Raw genomic sequence first — 13,899 nt, 5'->3', positions numbered from 1 at the left:
GACTTTAGCCCCCACCAGGGAAAAGAAGGGCCAGCGGGGGGAAAACACCCCCCCCCCCGAACCCGAACCAACCTTTTCGGCCCCCCGGGTCGAAGCTCGGGGTCCCCGACGCGTGCGGCAGCCGACGCGAAACCCACCACCGTCGCCACGAGCGGCGCGCTGCGGCTTGGCCTGATCCAGGCAAGTGGGGGCACATGGACGTCACCACTTTCCGGAATGGGGGCACTTCGATGCTCGGTATAGCCGCAGCGGTGCTGTTCTTCATCGCGTTTCTGATCAACGCCGCCGAAATCACGACGAACCAGGCCTTCTCGTCCGGCAATGTCATGCTCCTCGGCCTGACAGCGCTGGCTTTGCACGTGGCGGGCGTAGGGGCCGGCTGGCGGGCGGGCCGGGCTCGCAGGCGCTGACGGCGCTAGAGGGTGGGCGGGGATTCTCGGCGCGCCGAGACGCACGGTCCCCGCTCAGGCGTACGTCACGGTGACCTGCTCGAAGCCGAGCGAACGCAGCAGGCCCTCCAGCATCGCGGTCGTGTTCTTCTCGGCGCGCTGGGTGAGGCCGCTGGCCTGTGCCGCGTCGCCGATGCGCTTGACCGCCAGCTTCTGTACGGCCTGCTCCCCGGACGGGTTGCCGGAGAACAGGTCGCCGAGCCGGTCCAGTAGCCCGCGTTGTTTGGAGACGGCGTAGGACCGGGCGGGGTCCAGGGCGGGAGTGCCCAGGGCGGCGTGGGGGAGACGGAGAGTCGCCCGCGTCCGGTCGGAGTTGACCGTGATCGCGCGGTCGTCCAGCTTGCCGAGGTCGACATATGAGGCGACGGCACCCGCCCCGACGTACAGGGTGCGGGTGCCCCTGATGGCGTCGGGCAGGAAGCGGGCGTCCTGTTCCAGGTCCACCACGACCTGGTAGTCGCCGGCGGCGCCTTCGTAGCGGCTCATGTCCCGGAGGGACTTCAGAACCGCCGGCCCGCTCCGGTCCTGGGTCCGGGTGCCGAAAATGTCGCCCAGGCCGGGGACCGGGAGGAACCGGGCGGCCACGACGAGCAGTGCCGCTACGGTGACCAGGGCGACGGCGGACCGGACCCACCATCGCGTCCAATGGCGGTGCCCGGCTGCCGACGCGCTGTCGTTCCGATGCGTCTTCGGCTGCGTCTTCGGATGCGTTTCCACGAGGACCGGATGCCCTGTCAGGACATGGTCATCCTCGATGTCATCCGCGCTTCTCCTCAACGCCCTGCCGCGCGGCCGTGTGCAGCGTCCGCAGGGCGAGCAGCAGTACGCCGATGTCGTCGAGGTAGACCGGGTCCGGCAGCAGGTCGACGGGCGAGACCGTGTAGATCACGGCCACCCAGAACAGCGCCTTGTCCCGCAGGGGCACCCCGGCGTCGAGCAGCAGTTTGCGCGCCTGGACCACTCTGATCAGCAGATAGACGGCACCGATCGCCGTGGCGAGGATGAGCGCGCCGATGATCCACCAGAGGATGCTGTCCATGGCGCTCCTATACCCCGGAACGCGTGTCTTTCACGCGGTTCGCCCCGTACGCGAGAACCGGCATCGCTCGTCGCTCAGTTGAGGCTCCACGACCAGGTGTGGTCGGCGTTGATCAGGCATGCCAGGACGACCAGGTCGGCGACGCCCAGCGCAAGGCCGAGCCGGGCGCGGCCGGGGCGGCTGGTGCCGCGGCGCAGGGCGAGGGCAGCGAGGACGACCGCGGTCGGCCCGAGGAAGAGGTTCATCGCGAGCAGGCCCACGAGTCCCAGTACGAACGAGGCGACGGCCATGCCGTCGGCGTCTCGGGTGGCGTGGGTTCGGGCCGTCGCGGTGGTGGCGCTGCCGGCGGCGTGGGCGGTGTTGGCGGTGGTCGAGGTGTTGGCGTCTCGCGAGCTGTCCCGGCCGTTCGCGTCGCGGGTGTCGTTGGCGCGGACGGCGGTACTCCGGGCATTCATGAAGAGACCTCCTGACGGTTGGGCCGACGGTGGTGACGGGCGACCCGCTCCCGGACCGCGAAGGCCAGCAACCAGCAGGCGATGGCGGCGGTCGCGACGAGCGTGACGGGGACAGGCACATGGGCCACCGCCCCCAGGAGGATCCCCATCAGCATGAGGGCCGCTACGAGGAAGAGCATCGTGCTTCCTCCAAAATAGGTGACAGTTGTTCACTGACTACCCAGTCTAAATCATGGGATGCGGTGCCCGGTGTCCGGAGGGTTAACTTTCCGTCATGAGTCAGACCGTCGGGGCCCGCCAGGCCCAACGTCACAGAACGCGCCGAGCCCTGCTGGACGCGGCCCTCTCGCTGCTGGAGGAGCAGAATCTCGGCAGCCTGGGGCTCCGCGAGGTGACCCGCGCCGCCGGAGTGGCGCCGACCGCGTTCTACCGGCACTTCCGCGACATCGAGGAGCTGGGCATCGCGCTGGTTGACGAGGCGCTGGAGAACCTGCACGGCATCATCCGCTCGACCCTCGCCACCACTGGAGACGCGGCTCGGCGCATCGACAGCAGTGTGGAGTTGATGGCCGAACTCGTCCGTACGTATCCCGCGCACATCCGCTTCATCGTGCGGGAACGGCACGGCGGTGTGCGCAAGGTGCGGGAGGCGGTGGCCGGGCAGCTCGACGCCTTCGCGGGGGAAGTGGCCGAAAGTCTCGGTACCGACCCGCTCGGGGCCGACTGGGACGAGGAGGACCTGCTCATGCTGGCCCGGCTGTACGTCGACCACATGGTGATGACGGCCTCCGCCTACCTGGCGGCGGCGCTGGAGGACAACGAGTGGGCCGCGGTCACGCACACGGCACGCCGCCAGCTGCGGCTGATCCACGCGGGCCGACTGAACTGGGCGGCGGCGAAAAGTCTGTGAGGGCTGGGCAGGAGCGGGGCGGAAGGTGACACCCGCCCTTGTGGCGCGCGCCGTACTGGCGAGTAAGGTATGCGTCCCGGCTTGTACTGGACAGCCGTGCAAAGGAGTCCCTCCATGCCCCGCACCATGTCCGTGTCCGACAGCATCGTGATCAATGCCGCTGCTTCGGCCGTGTACGAGCAGCTCAGTGATCCCACGGCGATGGGGCGCTGGAGCCCGGAGAACCGGGGAGCCACCGTGGTGGGGGAGCAGGGCGCCGCGTACGTCGGCATGGTCTTCGAAGGCCACAACAAGCGCGGTTCCTTCCGCTGGACGACGAAGTGCACGGTGACCGCCGCCGACCCGGGCAAGCGGTTCGCCTTCCGCGTCCATGCGATCGGGGCGCGCCGCCCGTGGCTCCCGGGGGCCATCGCCACATGGGAGTACCGCTTCGAACCGGTCGACGGCGCCACCACGGTGACCGAGATCTGGACCGACAACCGGCGCGCATGGCCTGACTTCCTGGCCAACGCATTCGACCGGATCGCCACCCGAGGGCATACCTTCGCCGAGTTCCAGCGCGGAAACATTCGCACCACGCTGGAGCGGTTGAAGGGGGCGATGGAGTCGGACGGTGAGCACGCCGTGAAGTAGCGGCCGTGAAGGAGCGGGGGAGCGCGGCGGTCACTGCGCCGCGCCGCGGGATCGCGGCGCGCGAGCCCGGAGAGCCGGAGCGCCGGAGAGTTCCCGGCTCACGGTTTGCCGACGGTCGCCTGGCCCATGGTGCCGGTACGATCACCTGTTCATGGACGCGCGTGTGCGAGACGAGATGATCTCCATCCCGGCCGGGCAGGTAATGCTCTCCGACCGGCGGACGAAACGCAGTTGGTCGGTGAGTCTCGAGCCCTACAGACTTGCGCCGGTCCCGGTCACCCAGGGGCTCTACGCAGAGGTCACGGGACTGAGGCCGAGCGCCGTCCACGGGGAGCAGCTGCCGGTGGAGGGCGTGTCCTGGTGGGATGCGGTCCGGTTCTGCAATGCCCTGTCCCTGCGCGACGGAGTGACACCCGCCTACTCGCTTGACGCCGACGAGGACCGCATCGACTGGGACACGTCCGCCGACGGCTACCGGCTCCCCACCGAAGCGGAGTGGGAGCACGCCTGCCGAGCCGGGACGACCGGACCCCATTACGGGCCGCTCGACGAGATCGCCTGGTACCGCGACAACTCGCAGGAGAGCATGCACGAGGTGGGCGGGAAACGGCCCAACCCGTGGGGTCTTCACGACATGCTCGGCAACGTCTGGGACTGGTGCTGGGACGTGTACGACGCCGAGGTCTACGGCTCGTACCGCGTGCTGCGTGGCGGTGGCTGGTTCGACGAGTCGTGGAGCTGCCGGGCCTCCGCGCGACGCCGCAGCCACCCGACCTTCCGGGTCGACGACGTGGGCTTCCGCGTCGCGCGTTCGGCGGGGGCGGCCGCGCCCGAATTCGGGGACGCACGGCTCCGGAGCCGAGGCTAGGCGTTCTTCGGCCGGTGGTGGTGGGCGCTGTGGCGGTTCTGCCGGGGCACCCGCAGCAGTCGGCGGGCACCGGCACGGCGCTCGGAGGGCTGCGCGGTGACCAGTTGCTCGAACAGACCGCGTGCGGCGACCATCGCCCGGCGCATCTCCTCGGTCTTCGTCTCGCTCGCCCCTGCCGCCTGCGACTGCTGCGTCAAGCGGTGCAGCCGACGGTAGCCGTCGACATGGTGAGCGTGGCGCACGGACAGGGCGTTGATCTGCTTCTCGAGGTCACCGGAGGGGTAGCCGCGGTCGCGCGCCAGGCGGTCGAGGAGGAGGGCAGCCCCTGCGACGGCGTCGGCGGGCGCGTCCACGAACCGCTCCTGCAGACCGGCCCACTGCGCGACGTACTGTTCGCGGGCGTGTGCCGACAGGTCCCGGGGCGTCAGGTCACCGTAGTGTCGGACGCGTTCGCTCAATTCCCGCAGCGCCGCACGGTTGTCGCCCTGGTGCTGGTCGACCGAGCGCTCGTACTCCGGGCCGAACCGCCTGATCAGACTGCCGCCGTTGCTTTGCAGCAGGGGTCGCGCGCAGATGAGCGCCACGATGATGGCCGCTGCCACGGCCAGGATGCTGATGATGCCGACTGACATGCTGGGCCCTTTCGCAGAGACGTCCTCATGCGAGGCTTGTGTCACACAGCGTTACCGACGCTTCCCGCCCTAAACGTCGCAATGTGGTCGGGGCGCCCTGGCCCCCCTGAGGGGGAGGTCCCGCCGGTGGCCGGGCCGGCGGAGGTGCCGGAGGTGCCATTGGTTCCGGGCCCGGTGGCATTGCGCGTTCCGACCGACCGACTATTCGCGCCGCCGCCCGCATCTCTCGTGCCGTCATTAGGCCCCCGAGGTAAGCAAGTTGATCAAACAGGGGCCGACTACCGCGGGCGGAAACGGTAGCGGCACCGGATGCCCGGAGGCCGGACCGCCCGGACTCGGGTGCGACTTCGGGGGCGCGGCGCGGCCCCGCGGCGGCTACATCAGGAGCCGTCGTCTGATCAGTTCCATCACCTCTGCTCGGCTGCGACTGCCGTGAGCGGCGGCGATGAAGTGGTTGCCGATGCGCAGGGACACGGCGAGCATGCAGCGAACCTCCACGTCTTCCTCGTCGGCGCAGAAGGAGCGGAACAGCGAACGCAGATACTCCATGCGCCGGTTGTCGACCCGTCGCAGCCGCTGTGCGACGGATTCGTCGCGCCGGGCCCAGTCGCGGACCGCGAGGTCGGCGGTGACGCCGGTCATCGGGCCCTCGCCGGAGGACGCGATCGTGAACAGCCGCCCCAGTTTGGCCCGGGCGTCTCCGCCGCCGTCCTCGACCCGCTCGATCACTCGCTCGGTGACCTCACGCTCCCACGTGTCGAGCATCTCGGTGAGCAGAGCGTCCCGGTTGCGGAAGTAGCCGTAGAAGCCGCCCTTGCTGACGCCGAGCGCCTGCGCCAGCGACTCGATCCGGACGGCCTCGGGGCCGCCGGCGGAGAGCGCTCGCAGTCCCTCCTCGATCCACTTGCCTCGAGGCGTACGGGTGGCGCCCATGGGTGTGTCTCCCCTCACGTCTCCCTATCCATACGGGACCGTATAGATAGGTCTAGCCTTGATCTATACGGCATCGTATAGATAGGGGCCCGAACATGAGACTGCCCATGACCGCGCACACCTCCCGTCCCTGGCGCATCCACGAGATCGCCGGCGACTTTCACCTCGAGGACGTGTGGGCACTGCCGACACCAGGCGGTCCTGACGACCTCGAGCGACTGGTGCGCCAGTTCACGGACGGCGACCCAGCACACGCGTCGCACGTCTCGTCCCCGGTGCCGCGCTTGCTCTTCGCCATCCGTTGGAAGCTGGGGGAGCTGTTCGGCTGGGACACGTCCGACGCCGGTATCGGCCGCCGGGTCGGGACGCTGCGGGACCGCTTGCCGGCGGACCTCCGCGAGGGTCCCCGGGGGCCCGACCTCCGCGCGGTGCCCTTCACCTCCGTCTACCAGACGCACGACGAGTGGGTGGCCGAGAGCGCCAACCGGACGGTGCACGCGGTCATGCACATCGGCTGGGTCGAGGACGGGGCCGGCGGTCACCGCGGTCAGATGGCCGTCCTGGTGAAGCCGAACGGCCTGCTCGGGGCCGTGTACATGGCGGCGATCAAGCCGTTCCGGTATCTGGGGGTGTATCCGGCGCTGATCCGGTCGATAGGCCGCAGCTGGGAGGCGAACGCGGGCGACAGGAGCGCGGGCTGACGGGCCGCCCGAGCGGGGGCGCGGTCAGGCGCAGCGCCCGGCCGTGGCCCGGGTGAGCCCCCGCGCTCGACCAGGTCCTCCGCGTCGGGCGCGGGCCTGTCCTCCCGGAGCAGTGGCTCGTCCGAGGGGTCACCTCGACGAGAGCCCGAGCGCGGGCAGGGTCCGCCGGTATGACCGGGCCCTCCGGGTGCGGATCGCGCAGGGTCCGGCACTGCGGCCGGGGCACACAGGGGCCCTTGTCGGGGGAGAGGGGGGCGCCGCGATCCGGGCAGGACTCAGGACGCCTGCCTGGCGGCGCGCCAATCCGGGGCGAGTACCGACCAGATCTCCTCGTCGTGACGCTTGCCCCGGTACAGGTAACTCTCCCGAAGCACGCCGTCCTTGGTCATCCCGAGCCGCCGGGCCACCGCGATGCTGGGCTCATTGCCCACCGAGACCCACCATTCCACGCGGTGGATGCCGCGCTCCTCCACGGCCCAGTCGATGATCGCGCGCACGGCCCGGGTCACCAGCCCCCTGCCCACCGCCGACGGCTCGAGCCAGCAGCCCGCCTCGGCGGTGCCCTGAGCGACGTCCAGCTTTCGGAAGAGGACCGCGCCGACCAGTTTGCCGTCCGTCCAAATGCCGCAGAGCCGTCCGGTGTCCGCTGCGGTCCTCTCCGCGTACGCCTGCAGGAAGGCCCGGCTCGACTCCAGGTCCGTCACGACGTCGGGCAGCCCGTTGTACCGCCCGATGAACTCCCGCCCCCGGTCGACGTGGGCCAGGAACTCCTCCGCCTGCCACGGCTCGAGCGGGCGCAGCTCAGCGCCGTCCTCGCCCAGGGATATCGCGTACATCGTCACCTTCCATGTCTTCCATGTCGGATCGGCCACACGGGGGGAATGGATCTTCTCACGGGCGGTGTCGCGCGCGACGGCCCTTGGGGACCTGCACTCCGCCGGCATGGCCAGTGCCGGCGGAGGCCGCAGGACTGGCGGCGCGGAGGGGTTACTCGACCACCGCTTCGCCGTAGTGGCGGTGGAAGAGGGTGAGGACGTCGAAGGCCAGTGTCTTGCCGCGCAGGTCCTCGTGATCCGTATGGACGGTCGCGTGCCTCAGGTTGGTGATGTCCACACCGGTTACGTTGACGGTCGGGTCGTCGAAGCTGAAGGTCACCTTGCCGGGCTCGAGATCGGCGTCGTTGAGGATCTCGACCGAGACACTGCTGCCGGTTGCTGTCGCCCTGGCCTTCGGCAGCGGCAGGGGCATGTCCCAGGTCTCGATGAAGACGTCACCGGAGAGGGGCCGCCCGACGTTGTTGCACTCGACGAAGAGGTAATCCATGCTCACGACGTTGGGCGTCAGTCCGCTGCTGTAGCACTCCGAGGCCGAGTAGTCGGCGACGAGGGGCATCTCGTGGTTGAGGAGTTGCGCCTCCGGGAAGTGGCCGCCGCCGGCCGACGAGTTGCTGGTGAACAGCTGTCCCTTCCTGGTGCTGACCACCATGATGAGCCCGTGGCCGTCACTGACACCGTTGCCGAAGGTGTTGCCGCTCCCCAATGTGCTGGGGAAGACCTCCAGGTCGCCCTTGCCCATCCCGCCGTCCGGGAAGCGCACGGCCTCGACCAGCATGTCCGCTGCGGCGACGTAGTTGAGGGCCAGGACCTCGCTGTCGCTGTCCAAGCCGATGGGTACGTGGAACGAACCGCCCTTGTCCACGATCGGCTTCTGGTAGCCGGGGCGAGGGGTGAACCCCTGCTCCAGTACGGGAGCGAGATCGATGGGCTCGGGCCGGCTGAAGGTGCGGCCTCCGTCGCGGGACGTCAGAAGTGCGGGAACGAGCCGTCCTTCTCTGAGAAGATCCACTCTGCAGACGACCTCGTCGTCCATGATTCCGAAGGACACACCCCCAACCGTCGGCTCCTCCACGACGACCTGCTCCGGCCCTGGCTCGGATCCTTCGACCCGCCGGAGGAAGATCCGCCCCGTGTCGCGACACTTGTAGCCGAGGACGCCGAACGACGGCTCCTCCGCCTGGACGAGTCCGATCGGCACCTGGCTGTAGGCGAAGAACGGGAAGTCGGCGTTCTGCGCCTGCGTCTCGACTCGGCGGCCGTCGTGCCAGAGTTCGCCCTTCCCCTCAGGACGGGACACCCACGTCGCGCCGACTCGCCCCGTGTGCTTGTTCAGGCTGATGTGGTACCGCCAGATCGGCCCCTCGGCGATGGTACGACGCCCACGCTGTACTTCCGAGGCGGCGGGCTGCAGATACTCACTCAGGAGCAACCGCTGCCTCTCCACCGTCGCGGCCCAGGTGAGACGTCGCATGTCGTCACGCAGGACGAGCACCTGTGGCCCCTTGAAGTAGCGCGTACTGTCCGTCGAGCGGGCGATCCGTCGGCCCCCATGGACATTGCCTTCGGGCAACCAGTGGCGGGGGACGATCTCTCGGGGAAGGGGCTCACCGTCGAAGTAGCGGTCATCGAGTGCCCGGCTCGGCGACCTGCGCCAGTGTCCGTGCCGTTCCGTCAGCTCGTCCTGCTCAGCCCGGTTTACAAAGCGCATCGATTCCTCCACCAGAGCTCAGGCAGCTGAGGGCTGATTCCCTCGACTGCGCATACTCACGGCGAGCAGCCGGGATCACCGGTCGACCGCCGTGAGCCGTAGATTTGTTCCAGTATTGCTCTCCGTAATCAAGATGTCACTCCTCGCAACGAAAATTATGACGGTGAGTAACCTTGGCTGGCCCGCGCCGTTGTCCGCCCGCCCGCGCCGGTCGGCCCTGGTGGCCCGTACGATGAGCGCATGACCAGCAGCACCACCGTGAGCCGCCGCCCCGCCGGGCGCGGCATGCTGCTGCTCGTACTGGCGGTGCTGGCGGGCGTGTTGGGTATGCACGCGCTGGCGCCGGGCGGAGCGCCGACGGCGCACGCCGATGCCGGCCACGGCATGTCGGCGCTCAAGTCGGAAGTACCCCAGTCGGAAGCGCTCCAACGGGAAGTACTCCATCCGAAAGCGCACCAGCGGGAAACACTCCATCCACTGGTGTCTCGGCCGGCGGAAGCCGGGGCGGCGGGCGTGCATCGGGCGGGTGATGCCTGCTCGCACATGACCGGTCGGTCGGATGAGCACCTCGATCACGCCGATGGGGCGTGTGTCGCGGCCGGGGTCGGTTCCCCGTACGCCCCGCCCGCATTGACCGCCGCCCTGAGGGACGCCCCCTGCGTCGTGGCGCTGCCCGGTGGCATGCCGGGGGCGGTCGCGCGTGGCCGGGCGCCTCCCGACCTGTCCGAGCTGCAACTCCTGCGGATATAGAGCGGGCCGTACGGCGCCACTTTCCGGCGTTGCCGGTGAGCGGTGCCGTGCTTCGGCACGCCCCCTTTTCCGTACTCGGCGCACGCCCTTGAAGGGCCGCGCACCAAGGAGTCGCACGAACCATGAACAGCAAGCGTTCCCTCGTCCGCCGTACCGCCACCGTCGCCGCCGCGGCAGCCGCCGCCCTGGTGCTGGCCGCCTGCGGCTCGGACGGGGACGGTCCCGCCGGGCACGGCGGCCACACCGGTGGCCGACCGAGCGCGTCCGCCTCGTCCCCGGCCGCCCGCCAGCAGCACAACGACGCCGACACCGCCTTCGCCCAGGGGATGATCCCCCATCACCGGCAGGCCGTGGAGATGGCCGATCTCGCCACCACCCGGGCGCAGTCCGCCGAGGTGAAGAAGCTCGCCGCGGAGATCAAGAAGGCGCAGGACCCGGAGATCAAGACGATGTCGGGGTGGCTGGAGTCCTGGGGCGAGGAGGTGCCCGCCGCGGGGGCGATGGACCACTCCGGTCACGGCATGGGCGGCGGGATGATGACCGGCGAGGAGATGGACAGGCTGGAGAAGTCCTCGGGCCAGGCGTTCGACACCGCCTTCATGGAAATGATGATCAAGCACCATGAGGGGGCGGTGGAGATGGCCAGGACCGAGCAGTCCGACGGCTCGTACAAGCCCGCCAAGGCGACGGCCGAGGCGATCATCACGTCTCAGACCGCCGAGATCACGCGTATGCACAAGCTGCTCGGCAAGTGAGCGCGCTGCTCGGCAAAGACTGAATCGGGCCGGCCGGCCAGGACATGGGTGGACCCCGCGAGGGGTCCGCCCGTGATCCCCGCCTGCCTTCCACGCCCGGCCGCCGGCCGGAGCAGCCTCAGCCGTCGAAGTACTCGGCGCGCCGGGTGGCGCGTGACGTGAGGTGGCCGAGCATGACCGTGCGGTTCATGACGGCCCCCGGCCCGTGTCATGTCCGTCCGCGTCCCGTTCGCGGGGCCCGGGCGGAGTGCCGCCGCGACCAGGCCTTCCAGGGCGTCTCGCAGGACTCCGTGCCGGTGAGGAGGTGGTTCAGGATCAGGCCGTCCACGCAGGACAGCAGGATCAGGGTGCGCGCCTCCGGTCGGGGACGCCGTGAGCGGTGAGGACGGTACGCACGGTGTCCCGCCCGGCGTTCTCGCGGGGAACGAGGATGGCCCGCAACTCCGGGTCGCGGGTGCTCTCGACAGCGCAGGTGTAGCGGTCAGACGTTCATGCCCCGGTAATGAGTCGTCAGCCGACCCCCGTCCTCCAGGACGTGGAAGGCGAGAGCGGGCGGCTGCTCCAGGTAGACATGGTCCTCGGAGTGGGCCCGGTGCTCCCACGGCAGGCGGAGAGTCGAGGCCACTCCGGGGGCCACGAGCAGGGGACGGCCCGCGAAGGTCGTCGCGGCCGAGGTGTGGGCGTGGCCGCAGAGGAAAGCCGCGACATGGGGGTGGCGCTGAACCAGTTCGGCCAGCCGCTGTTCGCCGAACTGGCGCACGCCGTCGATGAACGGGTCGTGCAGCAGGACGGGCGGGTGGTGAAACCCGACCAGGACCGGCACATTCCGAGGGGTGTCGGAAAGAACGCCGTCCAGCCAGGCGAGCGTCTCGTCATCGAGGTAGCCCTCGTCCTCGCCCGGGACCGAGGAGTCGCACAAGGCGATGGTGACCCCGTCACGGCGGTGCACCTGATTGATCGGGGCCGTCGATTCGGCGAGGCCGAGCAGTACGCGCCGGAACGCGGAGCGCTCGTCGTGGTTGCCCGGGCAGACCAGCGTCGGGTGGCGGGACGTCAAGAGTCTTCGGGCCCGCTCGTACTCGGCCGGCAGGCCGTGATCGGCGATGTCGCCCGTCACGAGAACGGCGTCCAGGTCCCACGGGAGTGCGTTGAGATAGTCCATGACCACACGGGTCCGGTCGCTGCTGCGTTGCCCGCCGTCGATGTGCAGGTCGCTGACGTGAGCGATGACGATCACCGTTGGAGTCCTTTCGCGCGCATTGATGCTGGTCACGAACCTATGAGCGCGACAGGACCATCGTTAAGATCCACTTTCATGCCGAATGATTGGTCCAGTTCGCGAGTGGATCTCCATATCGACCCGGACCCAGCGGCCGGTCGACGCGCCGGCCTGGAGGCCGCCCTGCGGCGCGCGGTGCAGGAAGGCCATCTGGCCTCCGGAGCACGCCTGCCGTCCACCCGGGGCCTGGCCCGGGACCTCGGGCTCTCACGGGGAACGGTCACCGCCGCGTACGACCAGCTGGTCGCGGAGGGGTATCTCACCTCCCGCCCCGGATCGGGCACCACCGTGGCCGGCGCGCCGCCCCACGGCCCCAAGTCCACGAGCCCCGGGGTCACTTCGGTACGGCCCCTCCACGATCTGCGCCCGGGTCTTCCGGACATCAGCGCCTTTCCCGCCCGCGCCTGGCTCTCCGCCACCCGGCGGGTCCTCAACGGTGCGGGCCCCGAGGTGTTCGGCTCCGGGGATCCTCAGGGACACATCCAACTGCGCACCGCCCTCGCCGAGTACCTGGGCCGTACGCGCGGTGTGTTCGCCACCCCGGACCGCATCGTGATCACCGCCGGCTACTACCAGGCCGTGAACCTGCTCGCTCGGGTCCTGTCGGAGCGCGGCGTCGACACCGTGGCGACGGAGGACCCGGGCCACGACCTCTACCGTCAGGTCCTCCAACTCGCGGGCTTCAGCACCCTTCCCGTACCCGTCGACGCGCACGGGGCCCGCGTGGAGGCACTGACCAGCCGCGCCGGCGCGGTCTTCCTCACCCCCGCCCACCAGTACCCGATCGGGGTCCCCCTGCATCCGCGGCGCCGTCGAGCAGCTCATGCGTGGGCGCATGCCACCGGGGGCCTGATCGTCGAGGACGACTACGACGGCGAGTTCCGTTACGACCGCCAACCCGTCGGCGCTCTCCAGGGCACCGCCCCCGAACACGTCGTGTACTGCGGCACCACGTCCAAGACGCTCGGTCCCGCCCTCCGGCTCGCGTGGATGGTCCTGCCCTCGGAGCTCGTACGCCCTCTCGTACGTGCCAAGCACGAGGCCGACCTCCACGGCGACACGCTGGCGCAGCTCGTCCTCGCGGACCTGATCGCCACCCATGCCTACGACCGCCACATCCGTTCCTCGCGTCTGCGGTACCGCCGACGGCGTCAGCTCCTCCTCGACCGCCTCCCCGCCACCCCCGGCCTCACTCCGCACGGCGTCCCCGCCGGCCTCCACGTACTCGTCACACTCACCGACGACCACCCCGCCGAACACCGGATCCTGGCCGACGCCGCAGGCCGGGGACTCGCCCTGCGCGGTCTGACGGAACTTCACCACGACCCCGCCGGACGCCCCCAGGGCCTGATGATCGGCTTCGCCGCACCTTCCGAGGGTGCGTACCCGGCCGCCATCGAAGCCTTGTACGCGGCGCTGACGCCGACCGGGCAGGAGCGGACCGGCAGCGCCTAGAAGATCAGACCCTGCTCGTTGACCAGCGCCATCGTGGCCTTCATGTCGGCCAGGCAGCCGTACGGCCCCACCTTCTCCTCCAGCTGCGAGGGGCTCAGCTCCTCCGTGAGCTGGTCGAGCCACCGGAAGAGCTCCTCCAGGCCCCCGGGCGAGATGATCTCCAGCAACCGCGCCGGTTCGTCGCCCGCGTTCCAGAAGGTGTGCCACTCGCCGCGCGGCTTGAAGACCAGGTCACCCGGACCGGCCAGCACGTCCTTGCCGCCGAATCTGGCGCCGACCGTCCCTTCGAGGATGAAACTGAACTCGTCCTCGCGGGTGTGCTTGTGGACAGGGGCGGCCAGCACCCGTGGGGGGAGTCGATGCTCGACGAGTGCGAAACGGCCTCCCCAGTCGCCGCTGTTGATCAGGAAGCGATCCCCGCAGGCCTGATCCGGCTGGTACAGCTCGCCGTCCTGAGGTCCCAGAATCCGGTGTTCCACCACTGCCCACACCGCCT

General features: G+C 69.7%; 19 protein-coding genes. 8 read left to right on the top strand and 11 right to left on the bottom strand.

Annotation, left to right across the window (positions count from 1 at the left end; genetic code table 11):
* Positions 1–230: 230 nt before the first annotated feature.
* On the top strand, positions 231–410 hold the full coding sequence (locus ACZ5VC_RS27680) for a hypothetical protein (RefSeq protein ID WP_469122730.1): 180 nt from the start codon (positions 231–233) through the stop codon (positions 408–410).
* 54 nt (positions 411–464) lie between these two features.
* On the opposite strand, the gene ACZ5VC_RS27675 is transcribed toward ACZ5VC_RS27680, so the two are convergent.
* The 4 genes from ACZ5VC_RS27675 to ACZ5VC_RS27660 all read right to left on the bottom strand — a co-directional run bounded on the left by ACZ5VC_RS27675 (position 465) and on the right by ACZ5VC_RS27660 (position 2,122).
* A complete protein-coding gene (locus tag ACZ5VC_RS27675) occupies positions 465–1,166 on the bottom strand; it encodes a DUF4230 domain-containing protein (RefSeq protein WP_469122715.1) in 702 nt (233 codons plus the stop codon).
* A 40-nt stretch (positions 1,167–1,206) separates the two neighbouring features.
* Positions 1,207–1,488, bottom strand: coding sequence for a YkvA family protein (locus tag ACZ5VC_RS27670; protein WP_469122714.1), 282 nt, complete (start codon positions 1,486–1,488; stop codon positions 1,207–1,209).
* 74 nt (positions 1,489–1,562) lie between these two features.
* The gene (locus ACZ5VC_RS27665; RefSeq protein ID WP_469122713.1) at positions 1,563–1,943 is read right to left on the bottom strand and encodes a hypothetical protein; all 381 of its coding nucleotides are present in this window, start codon (positions 1,941–1,943) and stop codon (positions 1,563–1,565) included.
* A complete protein-coding gene (locus ACZ5VC_RS27660; protein ID WP_469122712.1) occupies positions 1,940–2,122 on the bottom strand; it encodes a hypothetical protein in 183 nt (60 codons plus the stop codon). The genes ACZ5VC_RS27665 and ACZ5VC_RS27660 overlap by 4 nt, the downstream gene beginning before the upstream one ends.
* Before the next feature lie 95 nt (positions 2,123–2,217).
* On the opposite strand from ACZ5VC_RS27660, the gene ACZ5VC_RS27655 reads away from it, so the two are divergent.
* The 3 genes from ACZ5VC_RS27655 (at position 2,218) to ACZ5VC_RS27645 (ending at position 4,354) form a co-directional block, all read left to right on the top strand.
* The gene (locus ACZ5VC_RS27655; protein WP_469122711.1) at positions 2,218–2,853 is read left to right on the top strand and encodes a TetR family transcriptional regulator; all 636 of its coding nucleotides are present in this window, start codon (positions 2,218–2,220) and stop codon (positions 2,851–2,853) included.
* 114 nt (positions 2,854–2,967) lie between these two features.
* A complete protein-coding gene (locus ACZ5VC_RS27650; RefSeq protein ID WP_469122710.1) occupies positions 2,968–3,486 on the top strand; it encodes an SRPBCC family protein in 519 nt (172 codons plus the stop codon).
* Positions 3,487–3,637: 151 nt separating this feature from the next.
* A complete protein-coding gene (locus ACZ5VC_RS27645; protein WP_469122709.1) occupies positions 3,638–4,354 on the top strand; it encodes a formylglycine-generating enzyme family protein in 717 nt (238 codons plus the stop codon).
* On the opposite strand, the gene ACZ5VC_RS27640 is transcribed toward ACZ5VC_RS27645, so the two are convergent.
* Both ACZ5VC_RS27640 and ACZ5VC_RS27635 read right to left on the bottom strand, forming a co-directional pair.
* Positions 4,351–4,986: a hypothetical protein gene (locus ACZ5VC_RS27640; protein ID WP_469122708.1), complete on the bottom strand. Its 636-nt coding sequence runs from the start codon at positions 4,984–4,986 to the stop codon at positions 4,351–4,353. The two genes, ACZ5VC_RS27645 and ACZ5VC_RS27640, sit on opposite strands and share 4 nt — an antisense overlap.
* A gap of 375 nt (positions 4,987–5,361) precedes the next feature.
* Positions 5,362–5,919 (bottom strand): TetR/AcrR family transcriptional regulator, encoded by a 558-nt coding sequence (locus tag ACZ5VC_RS27635; protein ID WP_469122707.1) that lies wholly within the window; start codon positions 5,917–5,919, stop codon positions 5,362–5,364.
* Between the two features lie 95 nt (positions 5,920–6,014).
* Here ACZ5VC_RS27635 and ACZ5VC_RS27630 point away from each other — a divergent pair, with 95 nt between their 5' ends.
* Positions 6,015–6,620 carry a DUF2867 domain-containing protein gene (locus ACZ5VC_RS27630; RefSeq protein ID WP_469122706.1) on the top strand — a complete coding sequence of 202 codons (606 nt, stop codon included), beginning with the start codon at positions 6,015–6,017 and terminating at the stop codon, positions 6,618–6,620.
* 275 nt (positions 6,621–6,895) lie between these two features.
* Here the strand turns inward: ACZ5VC_RS27630 and ACZ5VC_RS27625 are convergent, their stop codons facing one another.
* Together ACZ5VC_RS27625 and ACZ5VC_RS27620 are read right to left on the bottom strand one after the other, a co-directional pair.
* Complete coding sequence (locus ACZ5VC_RS27625) at positions 6,896–7,456, bottom strand: GNAT family N-acetyltransferase (protein ID WP_469122729.1); 561 nt, start codon at positions 7,454–7,456, stop codon at positions 6,896–6,898.
* Between the two features lie 151 nt (positions 7,457–7,607).
* The gene (locus ACZ5VC_RS27620) at positions 7,608–9,164 is read right to left on the bottom strand and encodes a hypothetical protein (RefSeq protein ID WP_469122705.1); all 1,557 of its coding nucleotides are present in this window, start codon (positions 9,162–9,164) and stop codon (positions 7,608–7,610) included.
* A 240-nt stretch (positions 9,165–9,404) separates the two neighbouring features.
* Between ACZ5VC_RS27620 and ACZ5VC_RS27615 the strand changes: the two genes are divergently transcribed.
* Both ACZ5VC_RS27615 and ACZ5VC_RS27610 read left to right on the top strand, forming a co-directional pair.
* Positions 9,405–9,914: a DUF6153 family protein gene (locus ACZ5VC_RS27615; RefSeq protein ID WP_469122704.1), complete on the top strand. Its 510-nt coding sequence runs from the start codon at positions 9,405–9,407 to the stop codon at positions 9,912–9,914.
* Positions 9,915–10,036: 122 nt separating this feature from the next.
* Positions 10,037–10,669: a DUF305 domain-containing protein gene (locus tag ACZ5VC_RS27610; RefSeq protein WP_469122703.1), complete on the top strand. Its 633-nt coding sequence runs from the start codon at positions 10,037–10,039 to the stop codon at positions 10,667–10,669.
* A 342-nt stretch (positions 10,670–11,011) separates the two neighbouring features.
* Here ACZ5VC_RS27610 and ACZ5VC_RS27605 read toward each other — a convergent pair whose 3' ends face one another.
* On the bottom strand, positions 11,012–11,110 hold the full coding sequence (locus tag ACZ5VC_RS27605; protein WP_469122702.1) for a hypothetical protein: 99 nt from the start codon (positions 11,108–11,110) through the stop codon (positions 11,012–11,014).
* Between the two features lie 40 nt (positions 11,111–11,150).
* Positions 11,151–11,906 carry a metallophosphoesterase gene (locus ACZ5VC_RS27600; protein WP_469122701.1) on the bottom strand — a complete coding sequence of 252 codons (756 nt, stop codon included), beginning with the start codon at positions 11,904–11,906 and terminating at the stop codon, positions 11,151–11,153.
* A gap of 105 nt (positions 11,907–12,011) precedes the next feature.
* Between ACZ5VC_RS27600 and pdxR the strand changes: the two genes are divergently transcribed.
* On the top strand, positions 12,012–13,403 hold the full coding sequence (gene pdxR / locus ACZ5VC_RS27595) for a MocR-like pyridoxine biosynthesis transcription factor PdxR (protein ID WP_469122700.1): 1,392 nt from the start codon (positions 12,012–12,014) through the stop codon (positions 13,401–13,403).
* Here pdxR and ACZ5VC_RS27590 read toward each other — a convergent pair.
* A complete protein-coding gene (locus ACZ5VC_RS27590; protein ID WP_469122699.1) occupies positions 13,400–13,882 on the bottom strand; it encodes a cupin domain-containing protein in 483 nt (160 codons plus the stop codon). The two genes, pdxR and ACZ5VC_RS27590, sit on opposite strands and share 4 nt — an antisense overlap.
* Between the last annotated feature and the right edge of the window lie 17 nt (positions 13,883–13,899).

It is taken from the genome of Streptomyces sp. NPDC033174 (assembly GCF_055577795.1).
This window is presented reverse-complemented; position numbering and strand designations above follow the sequence as displayed.